The sequence below is a fragment of the Methylomonas koyamae genome (assembly GCF_001644025.1).
Lineage (GTDB): Bacteria > Pseudomonadota > Gammaproteobacteria > Methylococcales > Methylomonadaceae > Methylomonas > Methylomonas koyamae_A.
On record NZ_LUUK01000179.1, the window covers coordinates 50,722 to 77,198 of the forward strand.

General features: G+C 58.4%; 26 protein-coding genes and 2 pseudogenes. 8 read left to right on the forward strand and 20 right to left on the reverse strand.

Annotated features, from left to right (window positions below):
* Positions 1-9: 9 nt before the first annotated feature.
* Both gcvP and gcvT read right to left on the reverse strand, forming a co-directional pair.
* Positions 10-2,916, reverse strand: coding sequence for an aminomethyl-transferring glycine dehydrogenase (gene gcvP / locus A1355_RS15455; protein WP_064029741.1), 2,907 nt, complete (start codon positions 2,914-2,916; stop codon positions 10-12).
* A 3-nt stretch (positions 2,917-2,919) separates the two neighbouring features.
* The gene (gcvT, locus tag A1355_RS15460) at positions 2,920-4,005 is read right to left on the reverse strand and encodes a glycine cleavage system aminomethyltransferase GcvT (protein WP_064029743.1); all 1,086 of its coding nucleotides are present in this window, start codon (positions 4,003-4,005) and stop codon (positions 2,920-2,922) included.
* 241 nt (positions 4,006-4,246) lie between these two features.
* Between gcvT and bfr the strand changes: the two genes are divergently transcribed.
* Together bfr and groEL are read left to right on the forward strand one after the other, a co-directional pair.
* Positions 4,247-4,714 carry a bacterioferritin gene (gene bfr, locus A1355_RS15465; RefSeq protein WP_064029745.1) on the forward strand — a complete coding sequence of 156 codons (468 nt, stop codon included), beginning with the start codon at positions 4,247-4,249 and terminating at the stop codon, positions 4,712-4,714.
* Between the two features lie 146 nt (positions 4,715-4,860).
* Positions 4,861-5,869: pseudogene (groEL, locus tag A1355_RS15470) on the forward strand (chaperonin GroEL); the annotation flags it as partial.
* Positions 5,870-6,082: 213 nt separating this feature from the next.
* Here groEL and A1355_RS15475 read toward each other — a convergent pair.
* The 3 genes from A1355_RS15475 to A1355_RS15485 all read right to left on the reverse strand — a co-directional run bounded on the left by A1355_RS15475 (position 6,083) and on the right by A1355_RS15485 (position 7,994).
* Complete coding sequence (locus A1355_RS15475) at positions 6,083-6,394, reverse strand: hypothetical protein (RefSeq protein WP_064029747.1); 312 nt, start codon at positions 6,392-6,394, stop codon at positions 6,083-6,085.
* A 199-nt stretch (positions 6,395-6,593) separates the two neighbouring features.
* Entirely contained in the window at positions 6,594-7,328 is a 735-nt protein-coding gene (locus tag A1355_RS15480; protein ID WP_064029749.1) for an SDR family NAD(P)-dependent oxidoreductase, read from the reverse strand.
* Positions 7,329-7,337: 9 nt separating this feature from the next.
* Positions 7,338-7,994 carry a DUF938 domain-containing protein gene (locus A1355_RS15485; protein ID WP_064029751.1) on the reverse strand — a complete coding sequence of 219 codons (657 nt, stop codon included), beginning with the start codon at positions 7,992-7,994 and terminating at the stop codon, positions 7,338-7,340.
* A 222-nt stretch (positions 7,995-8,216) separates the two neighbouring features.
* Here A1355_RS15485 and A1355_RS15490 point away from each other — a divergent pair, with 222 nt between their 5' ends.
* Positions 8,217-9,764 carry a sigma 54-interacting transcriptional regulator gene (locus A1355_RS15490; RefSeq protein WP_064029752.1) on the forward strand — a complete coding sequence of 516 codons (1,548 nt, stop codon included), beginning with the start codon at positions 8,217-8,219 and terminating at the stop codon, positions 9,762-9,764.
* 10 nt (positions 9,765-9,774) lie between these two features.
* On the opposite strand, the gene A1355_RS15495 is transcribed toward A1355_RS15490, so the two are convergent.
* Positions 9,775-11,367: an ABC-F family ATPase gene (locus A1355_RS15495; RefSeq protein WP_064029754.1), complete on the reverse strand. Its 1,593-nt coding sequence runs from the start codon at positions 11,365-11,367 to the stop codon at positions 9,775-9,777.
* A 327-nt stretch (positions 11,368-11,694) separates the two neighbouring features.
* Entirely contained in the window at positions 11,695-12,819 is a 1,125-nt protein-coding gene (locus A1355_RS15500; protein ID WP_064029756.1) for an aminotransferase class V-fold PLP-dependent enzyme, read from the reverse strand.
* A gap of 397 nt (positions 12,820-13,216) precedes the next feature.
* On the opposite strand from A1355_RS15500, the gene A1355_RS15510 reads away from it, so the two are divergent.
* The 5 genes from A1355_RS15510 (at position 13,217) to A1355_RS15530 (ending at position 18,788) form a co-directional block, all read left to right on the forward strand.
* Entirely contained in the window at positions 13,217-15,571 is a 2,355-nt protein-coding gene (locus tag A1355_RS15510) for a TonB-dependent siderophore receptor (RefSeq protein ID WP_064029819.1), read from the forward strand.
* On the forward strand, positions 15,572-16,723 hold the full coding sequence (locus A1355_RS15515) for a PepSY-associated TM helix domain-containing protein (RefSeq protein ID WP_064029760.1): 1,152 nt from the start codon (positions 15,572-15,574) through the stop codon (positions 16,721-16,723).
* A 285-nt stretch (positions 16,724-17,008) separates the two neighbouring features.
* Positions 17,009-17,194: a hypothetical protein gene (locus A1355_RS15520; RefSeq protein WP_064029762.1), complete on the forward strand. Its 186-nt coding sequence runs from the start codon at positions 17,009-17,011 to the stop codon at positions 17,192-17,194.
* A gap of 132 nt (positions 17,195-17,326) precedes the next feature.
* The gene (locus A1355_RS15525; RefSeq protein ID WP_064029764.1) at positions 17,327-17,539 is read left to right on the forward strand and encodes a hypothetical protein; all 213 of its coding nucleotides are present in this window, start codon (positions 17,327-17,329) and stop codon (positions 17,537-17,539) included.
* Positions 17,540-17,552: 13 nt separating this feature from the next.
* On the forward strand, positions 17,553-18,788 hold the full coding sequence (locus A1355_RS15530) for an MFS transporter (protein ID WP_197471823.1): 1,236 nt from the start codon (positions 17,553-17,555) through the stop codon (positions 18,786-18,788).
* Here the strand turns inward: A1355_RS15530 and A1355_RS15535 are convergent.
* The 13 genes and pseudogenes from A1355_RS15535 to A1355_RS15585 form a co-directional block, all read right to left on the reverse strand.
* Positions 18,785-19,363, reverse strand: coding sequence for a histidine phosphatase family protein (locus A1355_RS15535; protein WP_064029768.1), 579 nt, complete (start codon positions 19,361-19,363; stop codon positions 18,785-18,787). The two genes, A1355_RS15530 and A1355_RS15535, sit on opposite strands and share 4 nt — an antisense overlap.
* 162 nt (positions 19,364-19,525) lie before the next feature.
* The gene (locus tag A1355_RS15540) at positions 19,526-19,741 is read right to left on the reverse strand and encodes a transposase domain-containing protein (RefSeq protein WP_396643640.1); all 216 of its coding nucleotides are present in this window, start codon (positions 19,739-19,741) and stop codon (positions 19,526-19,528) included.
* Positions 19,736-19,798, reverse strand: a pseudogene (locus A1355_RS26635) (hypothetical protein); the annotation flags it as partial. The pseudogene A1355_RS26635 and the gene A1355_RS15540, both read right to left, overlap by 6 nt.
* 26 nt (positions 19,799-19,824) lie before the next feature.
* On the reverse strand, positions 19,825-20,766 hold the full coding sequence (gene rfaD / locus A1355_RS15545; protein WP_064029773.1) for an ADP-glyceromanno-heptose 6-epimerase: 942 nt from the start codon (positions 20,764-20,766) through the stop codon (positions 19,825-19,827).
* A gap of 6 nt (positions 20,767-20,772) precedes the next feature.
* Positions 20,773-21,219, reverse strand: a complete 447-nt coding sequence (gene rplI, locus A1355_RS15550; protein WP_064029775.1) for a 50S ribosomal protein L9 — start codon at positions 21,217-21,219, stop codon at positions 20,773-20,775.
* A 33-nt stretch (positions 21,220-21,252) separates the two neighbouring features.
* Positions 21,253-22,170 (reverse strand): hypothetical protein, encoded by a 918-nt coding sequence (locus tag A1355_RS15555; RefSeq protein ID WP_064029778.1) that lies wholly within the window; start codon positions 22,168-22,170, stop codon positions 21,253-21,255.
* Positions 22,171-22,190: 20 nt separating this feature from the next.
* The gene (gene rpsR / locus A1355_RS15560; RefSeq protein WP_013818223.1) at positions 22,191-22,421 is read right to left on the reverse strand and encodes a 30S ribosomal protein S18; all 231 of its coding nucleotides are present in this window, start codon (positions 22,419-22,421) and stop codon (positions 22,191-22,193) included.
* Positions 22,422-22,439: 18 nt separating this feature from the next.
* Positions 22,440-22,871, reverse strand: a complete 432-nt coding sequence (gene rpsF / locus A1355_RS15565) for a 30S ribosomal protein S6 (protein WP_064029780.1) — start codon at positions 22,869-22,871, stop codon at positions 22,440-22,442.
* A gap of 201 nt (positions 22,872-23,072) precedes the next feature.
* On the reverse strand, positions 23,073-23,459 hold the full coding sequence (locus tag A1355_RS15570) for a group III truncated hemoglobin (protein ID WP_064029782.1): 387 nt from the start codon (positions 23,457-23,459) through the stop codon (positions 23,073-23,075).
* 214 nt (positions 23,460-23,673) lie between these two features.
* Positions 23,674-24,405 (reverse strand): YkgJ family cysteine cluster protein, encoded by a 732-nt coding sequence (locus A1355_RS15575; RefSeq protein WP_064029822.1) that lies wholly within the window; start codon positions 24,403-24,405, stop codon positions 23,674-23,676.
* Between the two features lie 334 nt (positions 24,406-24,739).
* Positions 24,740-24,886: a hypothetical protein gene (locus A1355_RS25295; RefSeq protein WP_157197905.1), complete on the reverse strand. Its 147-nt coding sequence runs from the start codon at positions 24,884-24,886 to the stop codon at positions 24,740-24,742.
* Between the two features lie 24 nt (positions 24,887-24,910).
* Positions 24,911-25,528: a TonB-dependent siderophore receptor gene (locus tag A1355_RS15580; protein ID WP_064029784.1), complete on the reverse strand. Its 618-nt coding sequence runs from the start codon at positions 25,526-25,528 to the stop codon at positions 24,911-24,913.
* A 25-nt stretch (positions 25,529-25,553) separates the two neighbouring features.
* Positions 25,554-26,456 (reverse strand): TonB-dependent siderophore receptor, encoded by a 903-nt coding sequence (locus A1355_RS15585; protein ID WP_157197906.1) that lies wholly within the window; start codon positions 26,454-26,456, stop codon positions 25,554-25,556.
* Positions 26,457-26,477: the final 21 nt, after the last annotated feature.

Below are 26,477 nucleotides of genomic sequence, written 5' to 3' on the forward strand. Positions count from 1 at the left end.
CTGCAAGCATCAAACCGCGCCTGAATCCGCTTCCGTCCAATCCAAAGGACAGCTACAGAACACGTGGCGATCACCGTAGACATTGTCGATGCGGCCGACCGGCGGCCAATACTTGTCGTCGTGCTGGTGGCTATCTGGAAACAGTGCTTGTTGCCGCGAATACGGCAAGTTCCATTGCTGCAGCAACAGCCTATGGGTATGCGGCGCGTTGTGCAAAAGGTTGTTGTCGATAGCCGCGCGCCCCGCTTCGATCTCGCGGATTTCGTGCCGAATCGCGATCATCGCATCGCAAAAGCGGTCGATTTCGGCCTGATTTTCGCTTTCGGTCGGCTCGATCATTAAAGTATCGGCGACCGGGAACGCCACGGTCGGCGCGTGAAAGCCGTAGTCGATCAAGCGCTTGGCGATATCCTCGACGCTGACGTTGGCGGTCTTCTTGAACTCGTGGCAATCGATGATGCACTCGTGAGCCACCCAGCCGTTCGCGTCGGTGTACAAAATCGGATAGTGCGGCGCCAACCGGCGCGCGACGTAATTGGCGTTCAATAGCGCGGTCAGCGTGGCCCGTTTCAGACCGGCCGCGCCCATCATCGCGATGTAAGCCCAGGAGATGGTCAATATGCTGGCCGAGCCCCACGGCGCCGCCGACACCGTGCCGACGGTGCCATGTTCGCCCTTCAGCGGATTGACGCCCTCCACTACCGGATGATCCGGCAGAAATGGCGCCAGATGTTCGCGCACGCCGATAGGCCCGACGCCCGGACCGCCGCCACCGTGCGGAATGCAGAAGGTCTTGTGCAGATTCAAATGCATTACGTCGGCACCGATCGCGCCCGGCCGGCACAATCCAACCAACGCGTTGAAGTTGGCGCCGTCCATATACACCTGGCCGCCGGCTTGATGCACCAGTTCGCAGATTTGCCGGAACGCCTGTTCGTAAACGCCGTGGGTCGAGGGATAGGTAATCATCAAGGCCGCGACGCGATCGCCATGTTCGGCCAATTTCGCGCGCAAATCGTCGACGCTGACGTTGCCGTGGTCGTCGCAAGCCACGACGACGACTTGCAACCCGGCCAGCGCCGCGCTCGCCGGGTTGGTGCCGTGCGCGGACGCCGGAATCAAGCACACCGTACGCTGGCTTTGGCCGTTGATGTCGTGGAATTTGCGAATCACCAGCAAGCCGGTATATTCGCCCTGCGAACCGGCGTTCGGTTGAAACGAAAAGGCTTGGAAGCCGGTCAGGTCGCACAGCATGTCTTCCAATTCGGCGAACAATTGCTGATAGCCCTGGGCTTGATACAGCGGTACGAAGGGGTGCATCGCGTTGAATTCGTAAAACGAGATCGCCTGCATCTCGGTCGCCGCGTTCAACTTCATCGTACACGAACCGAGCGGAATCATAGACCTATCCAACGCGATGTCGCGCCGCGCCAGCCGGCGCATGTAGCGCATCATCTCGGTTTCGGAGTGGTACAGGCTGAACACCGGATGCCGCAAAATCGCGTCGCCGCGCAACAGCTTTTCCGGAATACATTCGCTCAATCGACCATCCAGGCCGTTAATGTCCGGCAAATCGGCGACCGGCGACACGAACACCTGCCACAGCGCCCGCAGATGATCCCGAGTCGTGGTTTCGTCCAGCGAAATTCCGACGTGATCGGCGTCGATCACCCGCAGATTGATGCCGGCTTCCTCGGCTTGGGCGGCAATGCGTTTGGCTCGGTTGGGCATGCGGACGACAATCGTATCGAAATAACAAAGGCTAACCACCTGATGCCCGCTTTCGACGATGCCGGCGGCCAAAATTTGCGCGTAGCGATGCACCCGACCGGCAATCAAACGCAAGCCAGCCGCACCGTGGTAAACCGCGTAAAAACCGGCGATCACAGCCAGCAATACTTGGGAAGTACAAATGTTGCTGGTCGCCTTATCGCGGCGAATGTGCTGCTCGCGAGTCTGCAAGGCCATGCGCAGGGCCATCTGGCCGTGCACGTCCCTGGACACGCCGATGATCCGGCCCGGCACCGAACGCTTGAACTCGTCGCGGGTGGCGAAATAAGCCGCGTGCGGACCGCCGTAACCCATAGGCACGCCGAAGCGCTGCGCGCTGCCGACCGCGATATCGGCATCGAGCGCCGCCGGCGGCTTCAGCAACACCAAGCTCAGCAAGTCGGCGGCCACCGTCGCCAGCGCTTGCTTTTGGTGGGCGATGGCAATGGGGGCAGTCAAATCGTGAATCTCGCCGCTACAGCCCGGATATTGCAGAATCAGCGCGAAAAACTCATGTTGTTCCAAAGCGTCGAACGGGTCGGTCACCAGCACGCGATAACCCAACGAACTGGCCCTAGTTTGCACGACGGCGATCGTTTGCGGATGGCAATCGCGGTCCACGACCACCAGATTCGACGAGCTCTTCGCCAGCCGCCGCGACATCGTCATCGCTTCGGCGACCGCAGTGGCTTCGTCCAGCAGCGAAGCGTTCGCCAGTTCCATGCCGGTCAGATCGATGATCATCTGCTGGAAATTCAACAGCGCCTCCAACCGGCCCTGGCTCACTTCGGCCTGATAGGGCGTGTAGGCGGTATACCAACCTGGATTCTCAAGGACATTCCGCTTGATCACCGACGGCAGGATAGTGTCGTAATAGCCCATGCCGATCATCGAAGTCAGCACCTGATTGCGCTCGCGCATCCGCCGCAGATATTTGATGACCGCCCGCTCACTGATGGTTTCGGTAAGTTTGAGTGGCTCACGGTTCAGAATGTCGGCCGGCACCACTTTATCGATCAGGTCCTCCAGCCTTTCCAAACCCAACGCGGCCAACATGGCTTGAGCCTGTTCGCGGTCCGGGCCGATATGACGTTGGATGAAGTTGCCGCGCATTTCCAATTGATCGAGACCTAGACGTTCCGACATAGCCTATCTCCGATAACGGTGAGGAACAAAGGGCAACCGACAGACGCTGGCCTGTACGGTTTGGTCCCGGACTTGGGCAAGCAATTCGGTACCGACTTGGCTGCAGGCCGCTTCGACCAAGGCCATCGCGATCGGCCGGCCTAGCGTTGGCGAATAGCCGCCGCTGGTGACAACGCCGACCGGCCGCTCGCCGGCAAACAGCTTGGCACCATCGCGCACCGGCATTTTGCCGGTTATGCTCAATCCGACCCTTCGCCGGCGCGGTCCATGTTGCAACTGCGGCAGAATGATCGAACTGCCTGGAAAATCTTGATGACCTTGTTTAAATACCCACGACAACCCGGCATCGACCGGGCTAATATCGGCACTCAGCTCGTGGCCGTACAGACATAAACCGGCTTCCAAACGCAGGGTATCGCGGGCACCCAAGCCTATCGGCGCTACGCCATCCTGTTCCAGCAACAAAACCGCTAGCCGCTCGACATCGTCAACATGCACCGACAGCTCGAATCCATCCTCGCCGGTGTAACCGCTACGACTAATGTGGCAAGCGATCCCGGCGATGTCGTCGTCGCAAACCTGCATGAATTTCAAGGCCGAGGCACTTGGCGAAAGCTTTTCGAGAATAGTCGCGGCCGACGGTCCTTGTAATGCCAACAGCGCCAACTCGGACTGTTCGACGAATTCGCAAGAGGCGGGCAAAACGGATTGCAGATAGGCAAAATCGCCGGCTTTGCAGCCGGCGTTGACCACAATCGATACCCCGGACGGAATCCGGGTGACGATGATGTCGTCGATCACGCCGCCGTCGGGGTGGGTTAACACCGAGTATTTCTGCGCGCCGATCGTAAGTTCGGTCATGCCGCCCGGCGTCAATTGGTCCAGTGCTTCGGCGGCATGCTTGCCCAGCACCAGACACTGACCCATGTGCGAAATATCGAACAATCCGGCCTGCTCTCGACAATGCCGATGCTCGCGCAGAATGCCGTTTCGGTATTGCACCGGCATCCGATAACCGGCAAAGGCGGTCATTTTCGCGCCTAGCCGGCCATGCAAATCGTAAAGTGGTGTGGTCTTTAACTCGGACATATCTCCCCTCCTGGACGACGCCGATCGAAGCCAGCCCAAGCTTACCGTGAACGGCGCCAATCGCCAATCCGTGGGGCCAAGGTGAGAACCTTCATTAACAGGAATCGCTACCGCGAATGCGGTGGACATCCTGAGTATAGTCAGAAAGCCGGAAAAGCCCGAGCCACCGCCCGGAACACCACCGGACCAAAGGGTTTTGTATTACCATAGTCCCCAGACAATTCAACACGGGAGAGCGGATATGCAAGGCGACAAACAAGTCATCGACTACCTCAACGAACTGCTGGCGGGCGAGCTAACGGCGATAGACCAATACTTCGTGCATTCCCGAATGTATCAGAACTGGGGATTACACAAACTGTACGAGCGCATCGCCCACGAAGTACAAGACGAAACCAACCATGCCGACGCGCTAATCAAGCGGATTCTGTTCCTGGAGGGGACGCCGAATCTGTCCAAACGCGACCCGCTGTTGGTCGGCGCGACGGTGCCGGAGATGCTGAAAAACGATCTGGCGGTGGAAATTTCAGTAGTCGGCGCGTTGCGCAAAGTCATCGCCTACTGCGAAAGCGTGCGCGATTACCAAACCCGCGAAATCCTGGAAGTGATGCTGGACGACACTGAAGAAGACCACGCTCATTGGCTGGAACAGCAATTGGGCCTGATCCAAATGGTCGGCCTGGAAAACTATCTGCAATCGCAGATGTAATTTCGCTTGGGGACGAAGTCAAGGTCGGCGGCGTCGAGCATGTCATGGTGCGCGAGGACGAAATCCTCGGCGTCTTAGAAGGCTGAATTTCCAAGACGATTCATTTTTAACATTCCGATTGAAGTGTTTTTGGAGGAAAAGCATTTATGGCTGCCAAACAAGTGTTATTTGCCGGCGAAGCCCGCCAACGCATGCTGGCGGGGTGAATGTTCTGGCCGATACCGTCAAACAAACTCTGAGCCCGAAAGGCCGCAATGTAGTATTGGAGCGCAGTTTCGGCGCGCCGACCGTGACCAAGGACGGCGTCTCCGTAGCAAAAGAAATCGAGCTGAAAGGCAAGTTCGAGAACATGGGCGCCCAAATGGTCAAGGAAGTGTCTTCCAAGACTTCCGACGTGGCCGGCGACGGCACTACCACCGCCACGGGTCTTGCGCAAGCCATCGTCCGCGATGGTTTAAAATCGGTCTCGGCCGGCGCCAATCCTATGAGCATCAAGCGCGGCATCGACCAAGCCGTTAGCGTCGCAGTCGAGGAATTGAAAAAACTGTCCAAGCCCCGCACCGACAGCAAAGCCATCGCCCAAGTCGGTACCATTTAGGCCAACTCCGACGACGCTGTAGGTCAAATCATCGCCGATGCGATGGACAAGGTCGGCAAGGAAAGCTTGATTACCGTCGAGGAAGGCTCCAGCATGCAGAACGAGCTTGAGGTGGTGGAAGGCAATCAGTTCGACCGCGGCTACATCTGGCCGTAGTTCGCCAACCAAAAAGAGGCATGACCGCCGAACTGGAAAATCCTTATATCCTGCCGCACGACAAGAAAATATCGAACATCCGCGATCTGATCCCGCCGTTGGAAAAAGTCTCCAAAGCCGGCCGTTCGCTACTGATCGTCGCCGAAGACGTGGAAGGCGAAGCGCTGGCCACCCTGGTGGTCAACACCTTGCGCGGCATATTGAAAGTCTGCGCGGTCAAGGCGCTCGGCTTCGGCGACCGCCGCAAAGCCATGCTGGAAGACATGGCGATTCTGACCGGCGGCACGGTGATTCCCGAAGAGCTGGGCTTCAGCCTGGAAAAAGCCGAGCTGGAACAACAGGGCAGCGCAAAGAAAGTCCAGGTCTCGAAGGAAAACTCCATCATCGTCGACAGCGCCGGCAGTACCGAGAACATCAACGTGGATGTCATCGCCCCGCGTACGGTTACGATCATCCCTCGCGCATTAGGCGTCCCTGCGCCGGACTTTGCGACCGATCGCCTGGAAACGCCAGGGTAACGTGCCGATATTGGCGTAAACGTGACGTCTTCTAACGAATTTCAAGTGCGTGGCTTCCGATGTTGAACGCGACGGGCAACGTCATCGTCATTCAGGCTATCCACCCGTATAAAACGGGGAGTCCATGCCGATATTGGCGTCTTGGGTGACGTCGCCATCGAACAGTTTTACCGACAAATTGCCCTTCACTTGTTGGGTAAACGGCAGTAACAAGCCGTCGATATAACGTTGGGCATTTTCTATCGAATCGAATTCGTAAAAACCGCCTACCGTGTGATTGTTGATACCGCTCAACCAAGTTTTGGACTTTAAACCCGGATATGTTTTCATCTCGACATTGATCGGTCTCCAATCAATATGCTCGAACGGAATCGCCACTTGGAACTCCGCATACAAAAATATTTTCATCCGTCTACCTCGTTTGAATTAGTGTGTTTACTCTGAAAGGCGTTGGAAGGCGTACCGACATACGGGTCTAGGAATACTCCCAATCGCCGCTCACAAACCGATCCTGTAATTTCCAGTGCACGAACACCGTTTGACTATCGTTAACTTATCGGTCGGCGCCGACGAGTCTTGGCTTGCGCCGATCGATCGGCCAATCTGTTCAAAACGGCTCCTTAAAAGGTCGAAAATCCAGTTCCTGCGTCCAGGCGCTGGGATGCTGCCGGTGCAGCGCCCAGTAGCTTTCGGCCAGCGCCTCCAGCTTTAACAAGCCGTCGTCGCCCTTGGTCGAGACGTATCGGGAAAACTGGCCTCTTGCCCTGTCGCCGTCGATAACGCCGTCGATAATGGTATGAACGACGTGGACACCCTTGGGCCCGAACTCCCGCGCCATGCCCTGCGCTAAGGCCCGCAAGCCAGCCTTGGCGGCGGCGAACGCGGTAAACGGCGGTCTGGCGCGGGTTGAGGCCGTCGCGCCGGTAAAAATCAACGTGCCACGTCCCTGGGATTGCATGATCGCGGCCGCCTGTTTCCCGAATAAAAACCCGCCGAGACAGTTTTGCCGCCACAGGCGGCTAAACATATCGCTGTCGGTTTCCAGCAACGGCGCGCAGTTGTTGCTGTCGACGTTATACACCGCGATCGCCAATGGCAAGCCGCTTTCGCGAATCGCGTCGAACAGACGCTCGACATCCGTTTCGCACGTGGCATCGGCCACTACCGCACTACTCCGACCGCCCGCCTGGGCGATTTTTTCGGCGACCAGCTCCAGTTTGCCGGCGCTACGTCCGGCAATGAATACGTGCAACCCTTGCGCGGCGAAATGTTTGGCCAACGCGGCGCCCAATCCCCGCTCCGGCCCTACCCCGATGACAACCGCCGACCCGAATCCGCTCATCGCTCCTCCTTAGGATTTTCGGCCGAAAATCAGCGAGAAATTATTCGCCGGCATGTCGATTTGCTCCTTCAATTCCATGCCGTGCCGCTCGGCCGCGGCGCGTAAATCGGCGACATCTTTCAAGCCCCACTCGGAAACGCCCGCCGAACTGAGAGTTTCGTGAAACACCTTGTTCGAATCGGTCGTAAAAGTGCCTTCCACGCGGAACGGGCCGTAAATCAGCAAAATACCCTGATTGTCGAGCAAGTGCGAGGCGCACTCCATCATGCCGTCGGCGATGGAGATCGGCGCAACCTGAAAAATGTTGATACAAAAGATGGCGTCGAAACTGCCTTTCGCGCCGGGATTGAACCAGGTGTCGGGATCGGTCAAATCCAAATGGACCGGGTCGGCAATATTGTCGTTACCGTGATCCACGGTCAATTGCTTGATGTTATCGAAGACGTCCAGATCCTTATCAGTCGGATGGAAGTGCAAGTGGTCGAAATGCGGCGCGAAAAAATTGATATGCATGCCGCTGCCGCTGGCCATTTCCAAAACCCGACCTTTATCTTTGGGGAGTTTCTCTTTTAATACGCCTAAAATCGGTTCGCGATTGCGATTACCGGCCCAGGCCACGTATTCGCTCAATGGATGCGGGTTCAATGGCGGTTTGTTGTCACTCATGTTGTTGTCCTCGAAAGATCGTTATCGTTGTTGTTAAATCCAGCCCGCGGATTTAATGAAATCGGCAATTTACCCGGCTGGCGCATCGAGTACAGCAATACGCGGGCCAAGCCTTAAAACATGCCTGATCGGCGTAAAATCAAAGACCTACCGCAAGCCATTCGGCCAAATCGCGAATCCGTGCTTCAATGAGTGAAATTTAATTTCAATTGTTAGCGATCGATGAACGAACACGATTTTTCCCAGATTTCCCCGGCGTTTTTTCTGCAAACCTTCATCCTGGAATTGATGCACGCCTGCGAACAGGAAGGCGGCGACTACTGCGAATCCTTGATCGAACGCATCGCCAAGAGTGCCGGTCTGTACTTCGAGCAAACTTACCGGGCCGAATACCGACGGTCCGGCGAACTGGACCAGGACGCCTACATCGACTTGATTCTGGCTCTAAAAAATCATATCGGCGGCAATTTTTCGCTAGCTTCCGTGGAGGCCGGCACCATTACCGTCGTTAACACCCGTTGTCCGTTCGGGGACGGCGTAAGCAATTTTCCGGAACTATGTCGAATGACCTCGAGCGTGTTTGGCGGAATCGCCGCCCGGAATTTCGGCTACGCCAAAGTCGAAATCCGCCAGAGCATCGCTCGGCAAAACGGAGGTTGCGAAGTGTGCATTCACACTCGGCGCGATGGCGCCGTCGGCAAACCCGGTCTGGAATATCGCCGCGAGGATCAGCCGGAAGATAAGCTGGAAATGGCCGCGCTGCATTCGCGGATTGAAGAGCGGATGCGTAACGTCTGGTGGAGCCTACCCAAGCGTCATCCCACCAAACCAGCGCCGGCCATCGTCGCCAAATCGGCGGCGATGCAAAGCGTCTTGCAACAAGTTGAAGTCGTGGCGCCGACTAAGGCCACGGTACTGATTAACGGCGAAACCGGCGTGGGTAAGGAGTTGATAGCGCGAGCGATACACGCGATGAGCGACCGAGGTCACAAACCGTTCGTGGCGATCAATTGCGGAGCTATACCGGAAAGTCTGATCGAAAGCGCGTTGTTCGGCCACGAAAAAGGCGCGTTTACCGGCGCCATCGAGGTTCATCAAGGTTTTTTCGAACGCGCCGAGGGCGGAACACTGTTTCTCGACGAAGTCGATGCCTTGTCCCCGGCCGCGCAAACCCGCTTATTGCGCGTGATTCAGGAGGGCGAGATGGAGCGGGTCGGCGGCAAGCACACCTTGCACGTCGACGTGCGGATCGTTTCGGCCAGCAACCGATCCTTGACGCAACACGTCGAACAAGGCTTATTTCGACAGGACTTATTCTATCGCTTGAATGTGGTGCGCCTATGGATACCGCCGTTGGCTCAACGACCGGAAGACTTGCCACATCTGGTGCAATTGATCTTGAAACGCCTGAACCAAGCCTACGCGAAAAACGTTCAGTCGGTCAGCCGCGACGTGATGGGACAAATCCGCGCCTACCATTGGCCCGGAAACGTGCGCGAGCTGGAAAACACGTTGGAACGCAGCGTGTTGTTCTGCAAGGGCAGCGAATTGACCCGTCTTGAGCTGGACAGACAACCTGTCGCCGTCGGCCACGACTGGCGAACGCACAAGCAAAGCTTGGTCGATGACGCCGAATCGGCCTTCCTGCGGCAGGCATTGCAAAACCATCGCGGCAACGTCAAACCGGTCGCCGACGCGATGGGGCTAACGCCGAGAGCGGTTTACGCCAAGCTGAAAAAATATGGCATCGTGCCGAGCCGTTTTAAGTAAGCGGACGGGACTACGCAATATCCTGGCTGCGCAAATACTCTTCGTATTCGCCTTGGTAATCGACAACGCCGTTCGGGGTGAGTTCGATAACGCGGGTGGCCAAGGACGAGACGAACTCGCGGTCGTGGCTGACGAAAATCAATGTGCCGGGGTAGTTTTCCAACGCGATGTTCAGCGATTCGATCGATTCCATGTCCAAGTGGTTGGTCGGCTCGTCCAACACCAGCACGTTGTTTTTTTGCAGGATTAGCTTGCCGAACAGCATCCGGCCTTGTTCGCCGCCGGACAGCACCTTCACCGATTTATTGATCTCGTCCTGCGAAAACAACAAACGGCCCAGCGTGCCGCGTATCACTTGATCGTCGTCGCTTTCCTTCCGCCACTGGCCCATCCAATTGATCAAGGTCAGATCTTCGGCAAAATCCTCGGCGTGGTCTTGCGCGAAATAGCCGACATCGGCGTTTTCGGCCCACTTGACCTCACCTTGATCCGGCGCCAATTCGCCGACCAGGGTTTTCAACAAGGTGGACTTACCGATGCCGTTGGGGCCGATCACCGCCACCCGCTCGCCGGCGGCGATCATCAAATTGAGGTTTTCGAACAAGGGCCGCTCGCCATAGCCTTTGCCGAGGTTTTCCACTTCCACGGCCAAGCGATGCAGTTTTTTGGCTTGGTCGAAACGAATAAAGGGGTTGACCCGGCTGGACGGCTTGACTTCATCGAGCTTGATCTTTTCCAACTGCCGCGCCCGCGACGTGGCTTGCTTGGCCTTGGAGGCATTGGCCGAAAACCGGCTGACGAAGGTCTGCAATTCGGCGATCTGGGCTTTTTTCTTGGCATTGCTGGCCAGCAACTGCTCCCTGACCTGGGTCACGGCGGTCATGTAATCGTCGTAGTTGCCCGGATACACCCGCAGCTCGCCGTAATCCAGATCGGCCATGTGGGTGCAGACGCTGTTCAAGAAATGCCGATCGTGGGAAATGATCACCATCGTCGATTCGCGCTCGTTCAGCACGTTTTCCAGCCAGCGTATCGTGTTGATATCCAGGTTGTTGGTCGGCTCGTCGAGCAACATGATGTCCGGATCGGCGAACAAGGCCTGGGCCAGCAACACCCGCAGTTTCCAGCCGGGGGCGACCGCGCTCATCGGACCGTTATGCTGCTCAAGCGGAATATCCAGCCCCAGCAGCAGTTCGCCGGCTCGGGATTCGGCGGTGTAACCGTTGTATTCGGCGAATACGGCTTCCAACTCGGCGGCGCGCATGTAGTCGTCTTCGGTCGCGTCCAGATTGGCATAAATGGCGTCGCGTTCCGACATCGCCGCCCACATTTCGGCGTGGCCCATCATCACCACGTCCAATACGCGGCGGTCTTCGTAGGCGAATTGATCCTGACGCAACACGCCGATGCGATCGTTGGGCGCGATGCTGACATTGCCGGCCGACGGCTCCAAATCACCACTGAGGATTTTCATAAAGGTCGATTTGCCGCAACCGTTCGCACCGATCAGACCAAAGCGATGGCCGTTGCCGAATTTAACCGAAATGTTTTCGAACAGGGGCTTGGCCCCGAATTGCATCGTGATGTTAGCTGTAGAGATCAAGAAAATATCCGTTAGATAGAGAGGCTGGGCCTAGTTGTACTTTGTCAGATGACTCAATAAGCATCGTCATTCCGGCATGGAGGCCGGACCCGTTAGAGCGTGGAGCGAATCCAAACGCCATGGACGGGTTTAAGCAGACCATCCACGGCACCGGATGCCCGCTTCCCGGCGGGCATGACGATCTTCAACCAATCTCACAAAGTAGAACTAGCCCGGCCCTAAAAAAGTAGGAGGCGGCATTTTAACAGAGTTGCCGCGCCCCGCCGCCGGCAACACCGCAACCCGGCTTCGGCCAGGCGCCGTCGCGACACCGCTCGGCGGCGAGTCTTACAACTGGTCCAAAGCCGCCGCCAGCGTCGCCACGGTGCGGTCGAGGTTTTGCAGCTTGTCCAAGCCGAACAAACCGAGCCGGAAGGTTTTGAAATCCGCGCCTTCGCCGCACTGCAACGGCACGCCGGCGGCGATCTGCAAACCCAGATCGACGAATTTCTTGCCGGTCTTGAGGTCGTCGTCGCTGGTGTAGCACACCACCACGCCCGGCGCACCAAAACCGGTCGCGGCGACCGATTTAAAGCCGCGTTCGGCCAGCAAGTCGCGCACGCGACTTCCCAATTCCAGCTGCTCGTCCTTAACCTTGTCGAAACCGTAGGCTTCGGTTTCCAGCATCACCGCGCGCAACCCGCGCAATCCGTCGGTCGGCATCGTTGCGTGGTAGGCATGGCCGCCCTGCTCGTAGGTTTCCATGATTTGCAGCCATTTCTTCAGGTCGGCGGCAAAACTGGTGCTGGTCGTCGCGTCGATGCGCTCGCGCGCCGCCGTACCCAGCATCACCAGACCGCAACACGGCGACGCGCTCCAGTCTTTCTGCGGCGCGCTGATCAAGATGTCCACGCCAAGCTGCTTCATGTCTACCCAGACCGTGCCGGAGGCAATGCAATCCAGCACAAACAGCCCGCCGACCGCGTGCACCGCGTCGGCCAGCGCCCGCAAATAATCGTCAGGCAACATCATGCCGGCCGAGGTTTCCACGTGCGGCGCAAACACAAAATCCGGTTTCTCGCGGGCGATGGCCGCCACCGCTTCTTCAATAGGCACCGGCGTATAGGCAGGTTGCGGCCCCTCCTCGTTGGGCCGGGCCTGTAACACGATGGCTTCGGATGGAATCTCACCCATCTCGAAAATCTGGGTCCAGCGATAGCTGAACCAGCCGTTGCGTATCACCAGACATTTTTTGCCGGTGGCGAATTGGCGCGCCACCGCTTCCATGCCGAAAGTCCCGGAACCCGGCACGACGATCGCCGCTTCGGCGTTGTAAACGGTTTTCAGAATGCGCGAGATGTCGCGCAGGGTTTCCTGAAACACTACCGACATATGATTGGTCGCGCGGTCGGTGTAGACCACCGAATATTCCAACAAGCCATCCGGATCGACATGGGCTAATAATCCAGGCACGGTTTCATCTCCTCGTTTGATTAATCTTCAACTGAATTCGACATTGTCGGATTCCACACAATCTCGGCTCGCCCGCCGCGCGAACGTCCACCCGACATCGGACGCGACGGCAGCCGCGGGTTCCGTCGGCCGGCCGACCCGGACCGAGCAAGCCGGCCATCTTATCGCGACTTGGCTTAAAAAGTATTCAAGATGCGGGCCATATCGGTTTTCGGTGTTCGCGAGTTGGCTGGAAGGCTGGACGGGATGCCAAATCAACAAGGGTTGCGGCGCGGCCTGGGAACATGCCCCCAAGTCTTCCGAACCAGCTCGAAGCGACACAAATCGTCTTGGCTGGCGGGATTTTCAATCCGCTGCGTCTATGCCTGTGTAACCCCCAAACATGGAGAACAGGAATATGACACCGACAATCAAACGCCTGGCGGCCGGCATTGCGCTGATGTCCGCGCAAGCCTACGCCGAGGAAGGCATCCACCGATTTAACATTCCGGCGCAAAGCCTGGTCTCGGCCTTGCAACAGCTATCGGCCCAGTCCGGCGCGGCGATGCTGTATGCCGAACAATCCGCCGCCGGCAAGACCAGCCCGGCGCTGCAAGGCGATTTCACGCTGACGGAAGCCGTGCGCCGCCTACTGACCGGTAGCGGCCTGACATTCCATATCGGCGCCGACGGTACCGTCACCCTCAAGCCGGCCGGCAACGACGGCGCTTCGACGCTGGGCGCGGTGACCGTCACCGCGAACGCCATTTACGACAGCACCAACCCCTACAATCCGGACTACACCCGCCCCACCGCCGCGACCGCCACCAAAACCGATACCGCGCTGATCGAAACCCCGTTTTCGGTCAAGGTGATTCCGCAACAAGTCATCGAGGATCAGCAAGGCGTGCGTTTGGAGCGGGCGCTGCAAAACGTCAGCGGCGTGACCCGCGAGCCGGCCGGCAACTTGACCGTGGAAAGCTTTAACGTGCGCGGCTTTCAAAGTTTTTACACCTACCGCGACGGCCTGCGGATGGGGTTGTTTTCACCCAGGGAAATGGCCAACGTGGAGCGAGTGGAAGTGCTAAAAGGCCCCGGCTCTATTCTGTACGGCCGCGCCGACCCCGGCGGCGTCATCAACATCGTTACCAAGCAACCGTTGGCCGATCCGTATTATTCGTTGCAACAGCAATTCGGCTCTTACGATTTTTACCGCACCGCGATCGACGCGACCGGTCCGTTAACGGCCGACAAATCGCTGCGCTACCGGGTGAACTTGTCCTACGAAGACGCCCACTCGTTCAAGGAATTCAACAAGAACGAAAACATCTTCGTCGCGCCGGTCCTGGTCTGGGAAATCAGCCCGCGCACCCGCGTTGGCCTGGAACTGGAATACGCCAACATCCGCTCGCCGGTGGACATCGGCATTCCGCCGCTGAACGGCAAGCCGATTCTACTGCCGCGCGAACGCAATCTCGGCGAATCCTGGGCCAAGCGCAATAACGAACAGATTTTGGTGGGGCTGAATTGGTCGCACGACTTCAACGACGCCTGGAACATCAAGCAACGCTTCAACACGCAGCTGGTCACCGAGGACGAAGTGTATGTGGGCCGCAACGGCTGGATTGGCGACGGCGTGGACAGCCGCTATTACGGTCAGCAAACCGACACGATGAACACTTATTTCACCAACGTCGACCTGACCGGCAAGTTCGACACCTGGGGCGCCAATCACACGCTGTTGCTCGGCGGCGATTATTACCAGCAGGACGAAATGGCCGATTACGCCGACTACATCGGCGACTTGCCGATCAACGTTTACAACCCCAGCCATTTGGCCAACCGGCCGTCGCTGGCCGGCGGCGACGTCGGCCAATACGGTAGCCTGACCGAGTGGTACGGCGTTTATCTGCAAGACCAGATCAAACTGCCCTTCAACCTGCACGCGCTGGGTGGTTTGCGTTACGACAACGCCACCACCACCGACAATTTCGCGCCGTTCAGCAGCTATGTCGACGACCGGGTCAGCCCGCGCGGCGGTCTGTTATGGCGGCCGATTCCGCAGTTGTCGGTCTACGGCAGCTACACCGAAAACTTCGGCGCGACCAACGCCTTCGATCAGGATAACAAGCCGCTCCGGCCGCAAACGGCGCGGCAATGGGAAGTCGGCGTCAAGACCGAGCTGTGGGACGAACGCTTCACCGGCACGCTGGCCTACTTCGACTTGACCAAGCAAAACATGCCGACCGTCGATCCGCTGCATCCCAACCGCTCGGTGGCCATCGGCGAAGTAGCAAGCCGCGGCCTGGAAGTCGATTTGGCCGGCAAGATCCTGCCCGGCTGGCAGATCATCGGCGCCTACGCCTACACCCCGTTTGTCGAAGTCACCAAGGATTATGCCGACGACGGCACCGGCAACGTCACGCCCGGCAAAACCGGCAAGCGCAACCCCAACGTCGCCCGCCACAACGGCAGCTTGTGGACCACCTACGAATTCCAGTCCGGCGACCTGAACGGTCTGACGCTGGGTGGCGGCGCGACCGCGATCGGCAACCGCAAGGGCGACTTCGACAACAGCTACACCCTACCCGGCTACGCCGTCTTCAACCTGATGGCGGGCTATAAACTCAAGCTCGGCGGCAGCCGGGCCAGCCTGCAATTGAACGTCGATAATCTGTTGGATAAAACCTATTACTCCGGCAGCAACGGCGGCCAGGTCATCCATTACGGCATGCCGCGCACCTTCATGGGCTCGTTGCGCATCGAGTATTAAATGAGCCGCCGGCGCCTGCGCGGCCTGTGGCTGAGGCTGCATCGTTATCTGGGCCTGGTCCTGGGCCTGCCGCTAGCGCTGATCGGCCTGAGCGGCAGCCTGATCGTGTTCGGTTGGCCGCTGGATGCCTGGTTGAATCGTGAGCTGACGCGGGTAGCGGTTCCGCCCGATGCTGTGGCACGGCCCTTGGCCGAAATCGTCGCGGCGGCGCAAGCCCGCCTTCCGGCCGATGCCGCGCCGCTGGACTGGCTGGTTTTTCCCGAACAAGCCGATCGAGCCTTCCGCTTCAGTTACCGCTTGCCGGCATCGCCGGACAGCTACGAAATTTTCGTCGATCCCTACACCGCTAGCGTGGTCGGCCAGCGCTTGTGGGGCGACTTCGCCGCCTGTTGCAGTTGGCACGGACCGCTCATGACCGTGATTTACCGATTTCACGACTCGTTTTGGCTGGGCGAAACCGGCCAAACCCTGGTGGGCGGCATCGGCTTGATCGGTTTGGTTTCGGTCCTGAGCGGTATGGCGTTGTGGTGGCCGAACCCCGGCAAATGGCGCGCGGCGTTGACGGCCAAGGCCGGCGCCAGCCGCCAGCGACGGGTGTTCGATCTGCATAAATTGGCCGGGAGCTACGGGTTCGTCGTGTTCGCCGCGTTGCTGTTCACCGGCGCCTACATGAACTTTCCAGCGCAAAGCCGGGCCATCGTCGATCGCTTTTCGCCGCTGACGGCCGCTCCGGACGACTTGCACTCGACGCCCGGCGCCGGCCCCGCGCTGTCGGTGGATGCCGCCGTCGCGGCGGCGCGGCGCTATTTTCCCGGCGGCAAACCGGCGACGCTGGCATTACCGACCGCGCCGGACGGCGTCTACGTCGTCGAGTTGTTCGGCGGCGACGAAGTGACGCCGACGCTGGCCGGCCATCGCCTGACCATCGATCAATATTCCGGCGCCCTATTGCACCGAACCGACCCGGCCCACCTCAGCGCCGGCGACCGCTTTCACGCCTGGCAATTCGGCTTGCACAGCGGCCAGGCGCTCGGGCCGGCCGGGCAACTATTGGTCATGGCCTGCGGCCCGGTGCCGGCGATACTCTACGTCACCGGTTTCATCCGTTGGCGGCAAAAACGCCGGGCCCATCGCTTGGAGAACCAACGCTAGATTGAGCCGGTAACGTGATTATTGATCCAGCCTCGGGACCGTTAAAAGGCCATTCGCCTGGGCCCGGTCAAATACGCGCTGGTGCTTGAACTACGCGGTCGGCCCGACCATTTATAAGGCAAGCGCAATGAAACCAAACCCTTCGTTCCCTTCGACTCCGCTCAGGGAACGCCCTAACCTCAACTCAGTGAGCGCCTTAGACGTCGCTGAGGAAACCGTCTTTGCCTTAGCTCTAGCCTACACGCGAAGCCAAACTGTCGCGTGGGTCCGATTCGCCGGCTGCCGATGAGCGGAAGCAACCGGATTGATTCTGCACTAAGCGGGTATCTCCAGCTCGGCGACGAACAAAAAACACTCGGCGTCGAGTATCGCCGGGGCGACGCCGAGCAAAAAATCTCGACGCCGGGTATCAACGACATCGGCGGCGCAAAATTCAACGGAGCGCTAACGCGGCATCGCTGGATCGGATAAGCCGTCCACGCTGCGATCTGTTGCGAGCGGTCGCGGTCGATCCGGGCGCGGAGACCGCCGCAGCCCAGGCGTTTTTGACCCAGGTCCGCTCCGGTTTCGCGGTGGCCGCCCGATCCGTACCGGCGATGCGTGATGAATTTTGCTGTGGACGCCGCGCCGTCGCCGTTGTCGATCGATCGGAAAGACCGGCGGCGCGACATCCACAAAGGCTTCCGCTTCGGCGAGGTCAACGATCCACGCAAGGCTCAACCAATCGCCGGCCGAACCGGCAATCGAAGGCCTTGGCGGCGCGGGGTTGCGGCACATTGCCGGAAGCCGGCCCACCCCGCGTCCGGATGCCTGTAAAATCGCGGTTTTATTGTCTGCTTCGCCTATCCCCGTGACCGCCGCCGCCAGTCGTCTCCATCATGTCCGCACGCCGTTCGACGATCGGCGATCCATCGCGATTTCGCTGTACATGACGCTGGTCGGCTACGGCGTGTTGGTGGCCTTGCCGGCGATCAGTGCCGCGCGCGTGGCCTTGCTGGGGTTTTCCGAAGAACAGGTCGGCCGGCTGTCCAGCGCCGACTTGGGCGGTCTGGCCGCCGGCGCGGCGCTGGGCGCGGCCTTGATTGCCAAGGGTAACCGGCGGCGCCTGGTGTGGCTGGGCGCGCTGACCGTGATCGTCGCCAATGCCTTGTGCCTGCGTTATCAACAATATCCGATCACGCTGCTGCTGCGGCTGCTGGCCGGCTTGGGCAGCGGCTTGTACACGTCGGTGGCGGTGGCCAATCTGGGCGCCACCGCGCGGCCGGCCCAGGCCTATAACCGCATGCTGTTCGCGTTCGCGTTTTCCCAGGCGCTGGAATTGCAGGTATTGCCGCACTTGTCGATGAACGGCATTTACGCCGGTTTCATCGCGGCCTACGCCCTCGGTCTGGCGGGGCTGAACTGGATGCCCGCCCACGCCGCGGACCGCCAGTTGGACGTGGCCGTCGATGTCGAGAATGGCGAAGGCCACCGCGTCGAACATCGCCGCGTGCCGGCCTACCTGGTTTGGCTGTGCCTGCTGGCGATCTTGCTGACCTATACCAACATCGGCGGCTATTGGACCTATATCGAACTCGCGGCCCGCTCGGCCGGCGTCGCCCCGGATTGGATCAGCCGCTTGCTGGTGTGGGGTTCGCTGGCCGGGATTTTGGGTTGCTTGCTGGCGACCCGGATCAGCAACCGCTTCGGCTTGGCCAGGCCGCTATTGGCGGCGTTGATGATGATGGCGGCGGCGGTCGGCTTGCTCGGCTTGGGGATGAATACCGCGAGCATGACACTGAGCCTGTTGGCGTTCAATTGGCTGTGGATATTCATCGACGTGTATCAAATGGGCTTTATCGCCAACGCCGATCACTCCGGCCGCTATTCGTCGCTGATTCCCGCCGCGCAAGGCTTAGGCCAAATCTTCGGCCCCAACCTCGCCGCATCGCTGTTGGCCGGCGGCGCCGATTATGCGGCAGTTTTTGGGGTGTGCGCGCTGTTCGCGTTACTGGCCTGGCTGACCTATCTGGCGACGTATTTTCGGCTGCGCCGCCTGATACCGGAACTGGCCGACGCCGCTTAATCGCCGACCGAACCGGTGCCGGACCGCTGATATACCGCGAATGCCCAAAAGTCATGGTCCGGTTTCGCGGGACCGCTCCAGCCTTGGGCCCGTAATTCCCGCGCGATCAAATAGTTGATGACACCGTGCCCCACCAAGACGACCGGCTCAAGTTCGGCGGCCAGGCCGATCAAGCGCTGCGCCGCCGTCCGCGCGCGGTGCCTGGCGTTGCGATAGGATTCGCCATTTCGGGCGTATCCCGCCAACCATGCCAAGCGCAACAAGGTCAACCAAACCGAGATCGGCAACTTTAAAGCACCGCTACTGAAATGCGGCAACGCCGCTTCGCGAAACACCGCCTCCGCCGCTTGCCGATCGTCGAATCCCAAGGCCCGCGCCGACTGCCGGGCGCGAGGCAAATCGCTGCAAACTACCCGCTTCGCGCCGGCCGCGATCGCCATCGTTGCCGGCGGCGGCGTATCGACGATGTCGGCGTTTTGGTAGGCGCGAGCAATGCCGGCCAGCTCGCGAGCCCTGGCCCTGCCGGTCAACGCCACGGCCGGCCGACCATGGCGAATCAGGATAATGCGTGGCATACCGTTAGGTTTGGATAAAATCTCAGGTTAACACGATCCCGCACAAACGGCGTGGGGCGGATTAAACCTATCGCGACGCAAGCGCTAGCCGACAGCATGACCCGGCTGCACATTTGGGACAATCGGAATTACCTTACCAACGCCGCCGGAGAAGGTGGCGCCTTACGATTCAACGCCACCGAATTGGAAGCGAAATCGAATAAGCTGGCAGCGAACACTTGCCCTGTTGCAAGGTAGCAGGGCGTCGAAGTCTTCGACGGTTTTGGCCTGCGGCAACAGACGGAACAATTCCACCAAATAGCTGTAGGGATCGATGCGGTTGGCTTTGCAGGTTTCGATGAGCGAATAGAGATTGGCGCTGGCCTGAGCACCGGCCACCGTGTCGCAGAACAACCAGTTGCGGCGTCCTGTTACGAAGGGGTGTATGGGGTTTTCGCAGAGGTTGTTGCAGCGTTTTTATCTTAGCTGTTCAGCCATTGCATATATAAACGCACGCCTTCTTCGACGGTTTTAAACCGCAGGTCGCAACCGCTGGCGCGCAATTTATCGAGATTGGCTTCGGTAAAGCTCTGATAGCAACCTTTTAGGTGCTCGGGGAAGGGAATGTATTCGATACGACCGCGACCGTGATAGGCGATGACGGCGTTGGCGACATCGTTGAAGGTCTGGCTGCGGCCGGTACCGCAATTGAATATACCGGAAACCGCCGGATGATCGAGGAACCACAGATTGACGTCGACCACGTCGCCGACGTAAACGAAGTCGCGGCGTTGCTCGCCGTTACCGTAACCGTCGCAACCTTCGAATAGCTTGATCGCGTCGGCTTGTTTGATTTGGTTGTTCAGATGAAACGCAACGCTGGCCATGCTGCCTTTGTGGGCTTCGCGCGGACCGTAGACGTTGAAATAACGCAACCCGACGACCTGGGCGGTCAACTGTGTTTGCCGGCGCAGGTATTGGTCGAATTGAAACTTGGAATAACCGTAGACGTTCAGCGGACCTTCGTAGGCCAATTCTTCCTTGAACGTCGGATCGGCGCCATAGGTCGCGGCGCTGGACGCGTAAATGAACGGGATTTTATGGCTCTGGCAATAATGAAACAGCGTCTTCGTGTATTCGTAGTTATTGTCCATCATGTAACGGCCGTCCCATTCGGTCGTCGCCGAACAAGCTCCCTGATGGAAAATCGCCTCTATCGCTTCGGCCCGGAACGCGCCTTGTTGGAGGCGCTCCAGAAAAGTAGTTCTATCCAGGTAGTCGGCGATCCGGCACTCGACCAGATTTTTATATTTGACCCCGTTGGTCAAATGATCGACCACCAAAATATCGTCGTAACCGCGAGCGTTCAGCCCCAGCACCAGATTGCTGCCGATGAAGCCGGCCCCGCCGGTTACGACGATCATACCGGATTACTCGGCGACGACTTTGATCGGCAAGGTCACGACCACGTCGGCATGCAGGTTGAATGCGATGCCGTACTCGCCGATGTTGCGAATCACGCCGTTCGGCAAACGAACTTCGTGTTTCTCGACTTTAACGCCGGCCGCGGTCACCGCGTCTGCAATGTTGTGGGTGCCGACGGAACCGAACAGACGGCCTTCGTCGCCGGTTTTGTGAGCGATGACAATGCTCAATTTGCTCAAGGCTTCGCCGCGAGCGGTAGCAGCGGCCAACTTGTCGGCGGCTTGTTTTTCCAGTTCGGCGCGGCGTTCTTCGAATTCCTTGATTTTCGCCGGCGTGGCCAATACGGCCTTGCCTTGCGGAATCAAGTAATTTCTGCCATAGCCAGCCTTGATGCTGACTTTGTCGCCCAGGTTGCCCAAGTTGGCGGTTTTTTCCAGAAGAATGACTTCCATCTTAATTACCTCGTATCGACCATCGGTCGAAAATTAGGAGCTCGAGGCCCCGTTGGATTTGAATTTATTACGTAAGTCCAGCCAAGGATCGACGACGCCGCAAAGCGCGATTAACGCCATGACATGCGGAACGGCAACCAGCGTGATATATAACAGCGGCACCATGAAACGCGCCCAGTTACCGGCGGCGAATACCGCATGCAGCAAGGCCGTGCCTATCGTCGTGTACAACGCGAACAACACCAGCAATACGTTCCAGCTTAGCTCGGAGGCAAGCCCGGACGTGACCGAGGCGAAACCCAGCAGGGCCAAGGTTGCGAAAGCCAGCGGCCGGTGTCCGGCAAGAGCGATGAACTCGCTACGAAAGCCGCCGGGGTTATACAACAAGGCTTGCCACCAGCGCGCCAAAAACAAGCCCAGCAACAGACCGTAAATGCTGCCGGCCGCGATGACGCCTGTCATATAATGCGCAAACTTATCCGCCGCCTCTTTTACATTAACCGCTGGAATATCCGGTTTGGCGGCCAACATGGGTTGTATCAGCAATTCGAGCACGCCGCGCCATAAACCGGCGGGCTCGCTCAAAAACAAATACACGGCGATTACCGCCAAAATACCCAGACCCACCGCCGTTTCAACCGCCACGCTGAGTAACCGGCCTTCCCGCAGCACAATGGCAATCAGCCAGACCGGCAACCACAACACTAAGCCGTACAACAGTGCGAATTGGTAACCGCCCAGCAACACCAAGCTCAATAAGCCGGCTGCCAGACAGGCGCAAATCAGTACGTACAAACCTTCGCTGGCGCCTCGCCGCAACGTGACCAAAGCCACCGAGGCCGAACTTACAATACTTGCCGGAGGAAAAGGCAGCGATAGCAACGCGGCGGTGGATGCCACCGTCATTGCCGACATCCGTCCTTTCATGATGAAAGTCGCTAAAAACCGCACGCCGCCCTCCCCGGCGTCAATTATTTATGCGCGTCGCAGAACGGCAGCAACGCCAGGAAGCGAGCCTGTTTGATCGCCGAGGTCAGTTGCCGTTGATATTTCGCGCTGGTACCGGTGATGCGGCTTGGGATAATCTTGCCGGTCTCGGTAATGTATTCGCTGAGCAGATCGAGATCTTTGTAATCGATGACGATTGCGTCTTCGCCGCTGAAACGGCAACCCTTTTTACGTCTGATATTGTTACGTGCCATGTTATTACTCTCGATAAATTATTCGGAATCGGTCGCTGCCGCTTCGGTTTCTTCCACAGCGGGTGCTTCTGGCTCTTCCTGCTCTTCCTCGACTTCGTCCTTGCCGCGGCCGCCGGATTTTTGGCCGTCGCCGCCGCTGGTGGCAATCGCGGAAGGCGCGGTCACGGCTTCTTTTTGCGCCAGGGTCTGGCTGCGCAGGATGGCATCGTTAAAACGGAAACCGGCTTCCAGTTCTTCGAGCGTGGCTTGGCCGCATTCGATATTCATCAGCACGTAATGGGCTTTGTGGATTTTTTTGATCGGGTAGGCCAAATGTCTACGGCCCCAATCTTCCAGTCGGTGGACTTTTCCGCCCGCCTCTTCGACGGTGGATTTGTAACGCTCTACCATAGCCGGCACCTGAGCACTTTGGTCAGGATGGACTAAGAAGACAATTTCGTAATGACGCATGATTTCTCCTTACGGTTTAAACAGCCTCCCGCCGTGGATTGGCGATGAAGCAAGGGATAGGACAAAATGCCCTAAAAAGCCGCCGATTATAGAAAACTTAAGCACTGTAATGCAAAGGTTTTATACACGGAGACCTAAAGCGGTCTCCGCTGATCGGTTTTAAAGGGTGGAAAGGGGTGATTTCCGGGCGAAGAACCCAGGCTAGCACGACTTGACTGGGTTGTAATCGAAAAACATGCCGTGTTTAAAACCTTCCGCCATCTGTTCCGCTTTGGCGATGGCCCGGCCGGCCGCTTCAGCCGGCAACGCTTCGACAGCGGTTTCCCTGAACAGCGCCAGCCAGCGATCGAAGTGTTCCAGCTTCAAGCGTAAACGGGCGTGCACCGGGTAAGGCGTACCGTGGTAACGATCGGTCTGCAACAAGGCATGCGACCAAAAGTTTTCGACGATGCGATGGTGCGCGTCCCAGTCGTCGATGGCGGCGTCGAATATCGCCTGCAGTTCCGGGTCAGCGGCGGCCTTTCCGTAAAAACGCCGCACCAAATCGGCGATGTGCGCTTCAGTTAAGGATTCATCAAGGGCATTCATTGGGGAATCTCGTTGTATTCGTAAGTAACACCGTACTGTCGTCATCGCACTTCAAGTTTCAGAGTCTTTTCCCGCACCCCGAGGTTGACGGAGCGGATGGGCCTCAATCTGAAATACAAAAGGTATAGTCGCCAACTCCCACGCCGCTTTAAATCCGCTGCCGCCGGCATCGGCCGGCGCCGAGCGATCGTAACTAGCGCCCAACAGGCCAGACTCAGGCCAGCAACTTCAGCGTATCGAAAGTGCGCGCCATTTCCTCGCGCCCCACGTCGCCAGTCGCGGCCGGAAAAAATACGTCTTCACCCACCAGCCACGCCGCTTGGCTATCCGCATCACCCAGCGCCATCATCACCGCGCGGTTCAACTCGTATAACTCCCAGGCGTAACCGGCATCGCGCAACGCCGATTGCATCGCGTTTTGAATCAAACCGCGGAAAGTGCGGTGCGGCTCGGAAATCGGCACCCGATCGGCGCGACCGGCAAATGCATCGACGCAAGCTTGCCGGTCGTAGGAAGCGTGTCCGCGACAGGCCAATGGCCGCACTTGATAAATCGCGCAAGCACCGCGCCGAATGAACGGGCAAGCCCGCCGCAACTTAACCCGCGCCGCTTCGTCCAATCCGGCGGTTTGACGATCGGCCTTGGCGAGCAGATCGGCCAGACCTAATTCGCTGTTCTGGCTCGCGGTCCAGCGAATGTAGCGTGCGATCAACAATACCTCCGGCGCGGTCGCGGTGACCCGCAACGTGCAACAGGTGGCGCAGCCCTTGTCGCAAGCGATGGGCGGATGGCCTTCGGTTTCTTCGGCGACGTTACCGTCAAAGCTACTGAAGGCCTGGGACAATAGGCCGTCGATCAAATCCGGGCGGCCGCGCCGCGCCGCCAATGTATCGGCAAACGCCTCGCTCTGCGCGGCGAAAAAACCCAAGCAATCGTCTTCGTTCATCCCGCCTCCCGGCACGCGTTACGGAGGGCCATCGCCCCTTCGGTTAAATTACCACGCGTATTCTATGGGAAAGAGCTGCATTGCGCCTAGAGGAGAAACCGGTAGTGGTTAATTCTAGCTTGTCAGATTCTCGGTAGTGCTCGTCATTTCGGCAGGGATTGCCGAAAAATCCAGACTCCACTGACGGATCGAAGCTTGCCATCCATGGCACTGGATGCCCGCATCCCGGCGGGCATGACGGCGTTGCTTAAATCTGAATAAAAGAGCGACTTCGACACTATATAGCTTGCTCCTTGCGCCAAACACAAACGTATCAGGCCGGCGGGGTGGTGGTTTAAAACTCCACCTTGACCATGCCCATCACCGTCGTCGGCGCGCCTGGCATGATGCCGTAACCAATAGGCACCAGCGATAAAGCGCCATTGGTACTTTCGTAATAGCCCTTGTCCAATATGTTGTAGACGTTGATTTGGGTGGTCAACTTGGTTTTTCCGACTTTGAAGCCCTAGCTGGCCATCAAGTCCACGGTCGCGTAACCCGGCAATTGAATATCATTGGTCAAATCACCTTCGCGCTGATCCCGCATCACCACGCCCGCGCCGAATTTCAAGCCGCGCAGAGCCGTGTCCTGCAATTCGTAGGTATTCCAAAGCGAGGCGGCGTTGCGCGGCACGTTGGGTAAGCGGTGGCCTACGTTGCCGGTACCGCCTGAGCTGTCGCTGTCGTTGATGACTCGGGCATCGACGTAAGCGTAATTGCCGATCACCCGCCAACCCGGCAATATCTCGCCGGCCAGATCCAGTTCCACGCCGCGACTGCGGACTTCGCCGATTGCCACCATCGCGCCGTTCAACAAGCCCAGCGGACTGGTATCCGGTATCGGCAGGTTTTGCTTGGTAATCTCGAACCAGGCCAACGATCCGGTCAGTTTGCCGTCGAACCATTCGGTTTTGACGCCGGCTTCGTATTGTTGCGCGGTCAAGGCCGGCAAGGGTTGCTGATTGGCATTGTGGCCTTGGCTCAAACCGAAGTTCTCGACGTAATTGCCGTAGACGCTCAACTCGTTGAACGGTTGCCAGACAATGCCGAAGCGGGGTTTGACGGCGGTTTCGGCGTTGGACACCGGCGTATACGACTGTAACGGCCGATTAGGATCGGCAAAGTGTACGTCCTTGGCGGCTGCCGATCGGCACGAACTGCGGATTCAAATCGCTGAGCGGCAAATACGAGATGTCGAAACGGTGATTGATTTTCCAATGGTCGTTAAAAGCGTGCGACCGGTCGAACCCAAAACTGATGCGTTCCGAATCCAGATTGTTATTGGGTCCGGACAAGTTCAAGGAATTTCGCAACGCGAACGGTCGATTATTGTTATTCGGAGCCAGAAATCCGTAGTCGGTGGCATTGTTGCTGCGCTGGTATTCCAGATGTAGATCCAAACTGGTTCGATCGGAAATATTCCAACGTAGATTCGGCGCCAGAAACACCCGCTCGTGTTCGACAAAATCGCGATACGAACCGCTGTTCTCGTAGGCCAGATTGACCCTGTATAACAGCGACTTGTCGTCGGTGATCGGCCCGGTCGAATCGATTGTAGTGCGATAAAAGCCGTAGGAACCAAACTGCTGCGCGACGGCGGTATGCGGTTCGTCCAAGGTTTTTTTGGTGACTAGATTAACGATGCCGCCGGGCTCCATCCGCCCGTACAGAATCGACGCCGGCCCTTTTAACACCTCCACTTTTTGGATATTCGCCAACTCGCGAAAACCGTCGGCAATACGGATGCTGGGCACCCGCATGCCGTCCCGGTAGTAATCCTGGGTCACGAAGCCGCGAATCACCCAACCGTTTTGCTGGCCGTAGGCCGCGCCGACGCCGCCGGCCGGAATCACGCCGCTGACGTTCTCAAGGGCTTTATCCAATCTGACCGACTGCCGGTCTTCCAACACCTGCTTAGGGACGACTTGTATCGAAAACGGCGTTTCCATGACCGGCGTGTCGGTTTTGGTGGCGGTCGACGAGTTACGCAAGCGACGGAAGACTGGCCACACGCTAAATCGCTTCGATGCTCG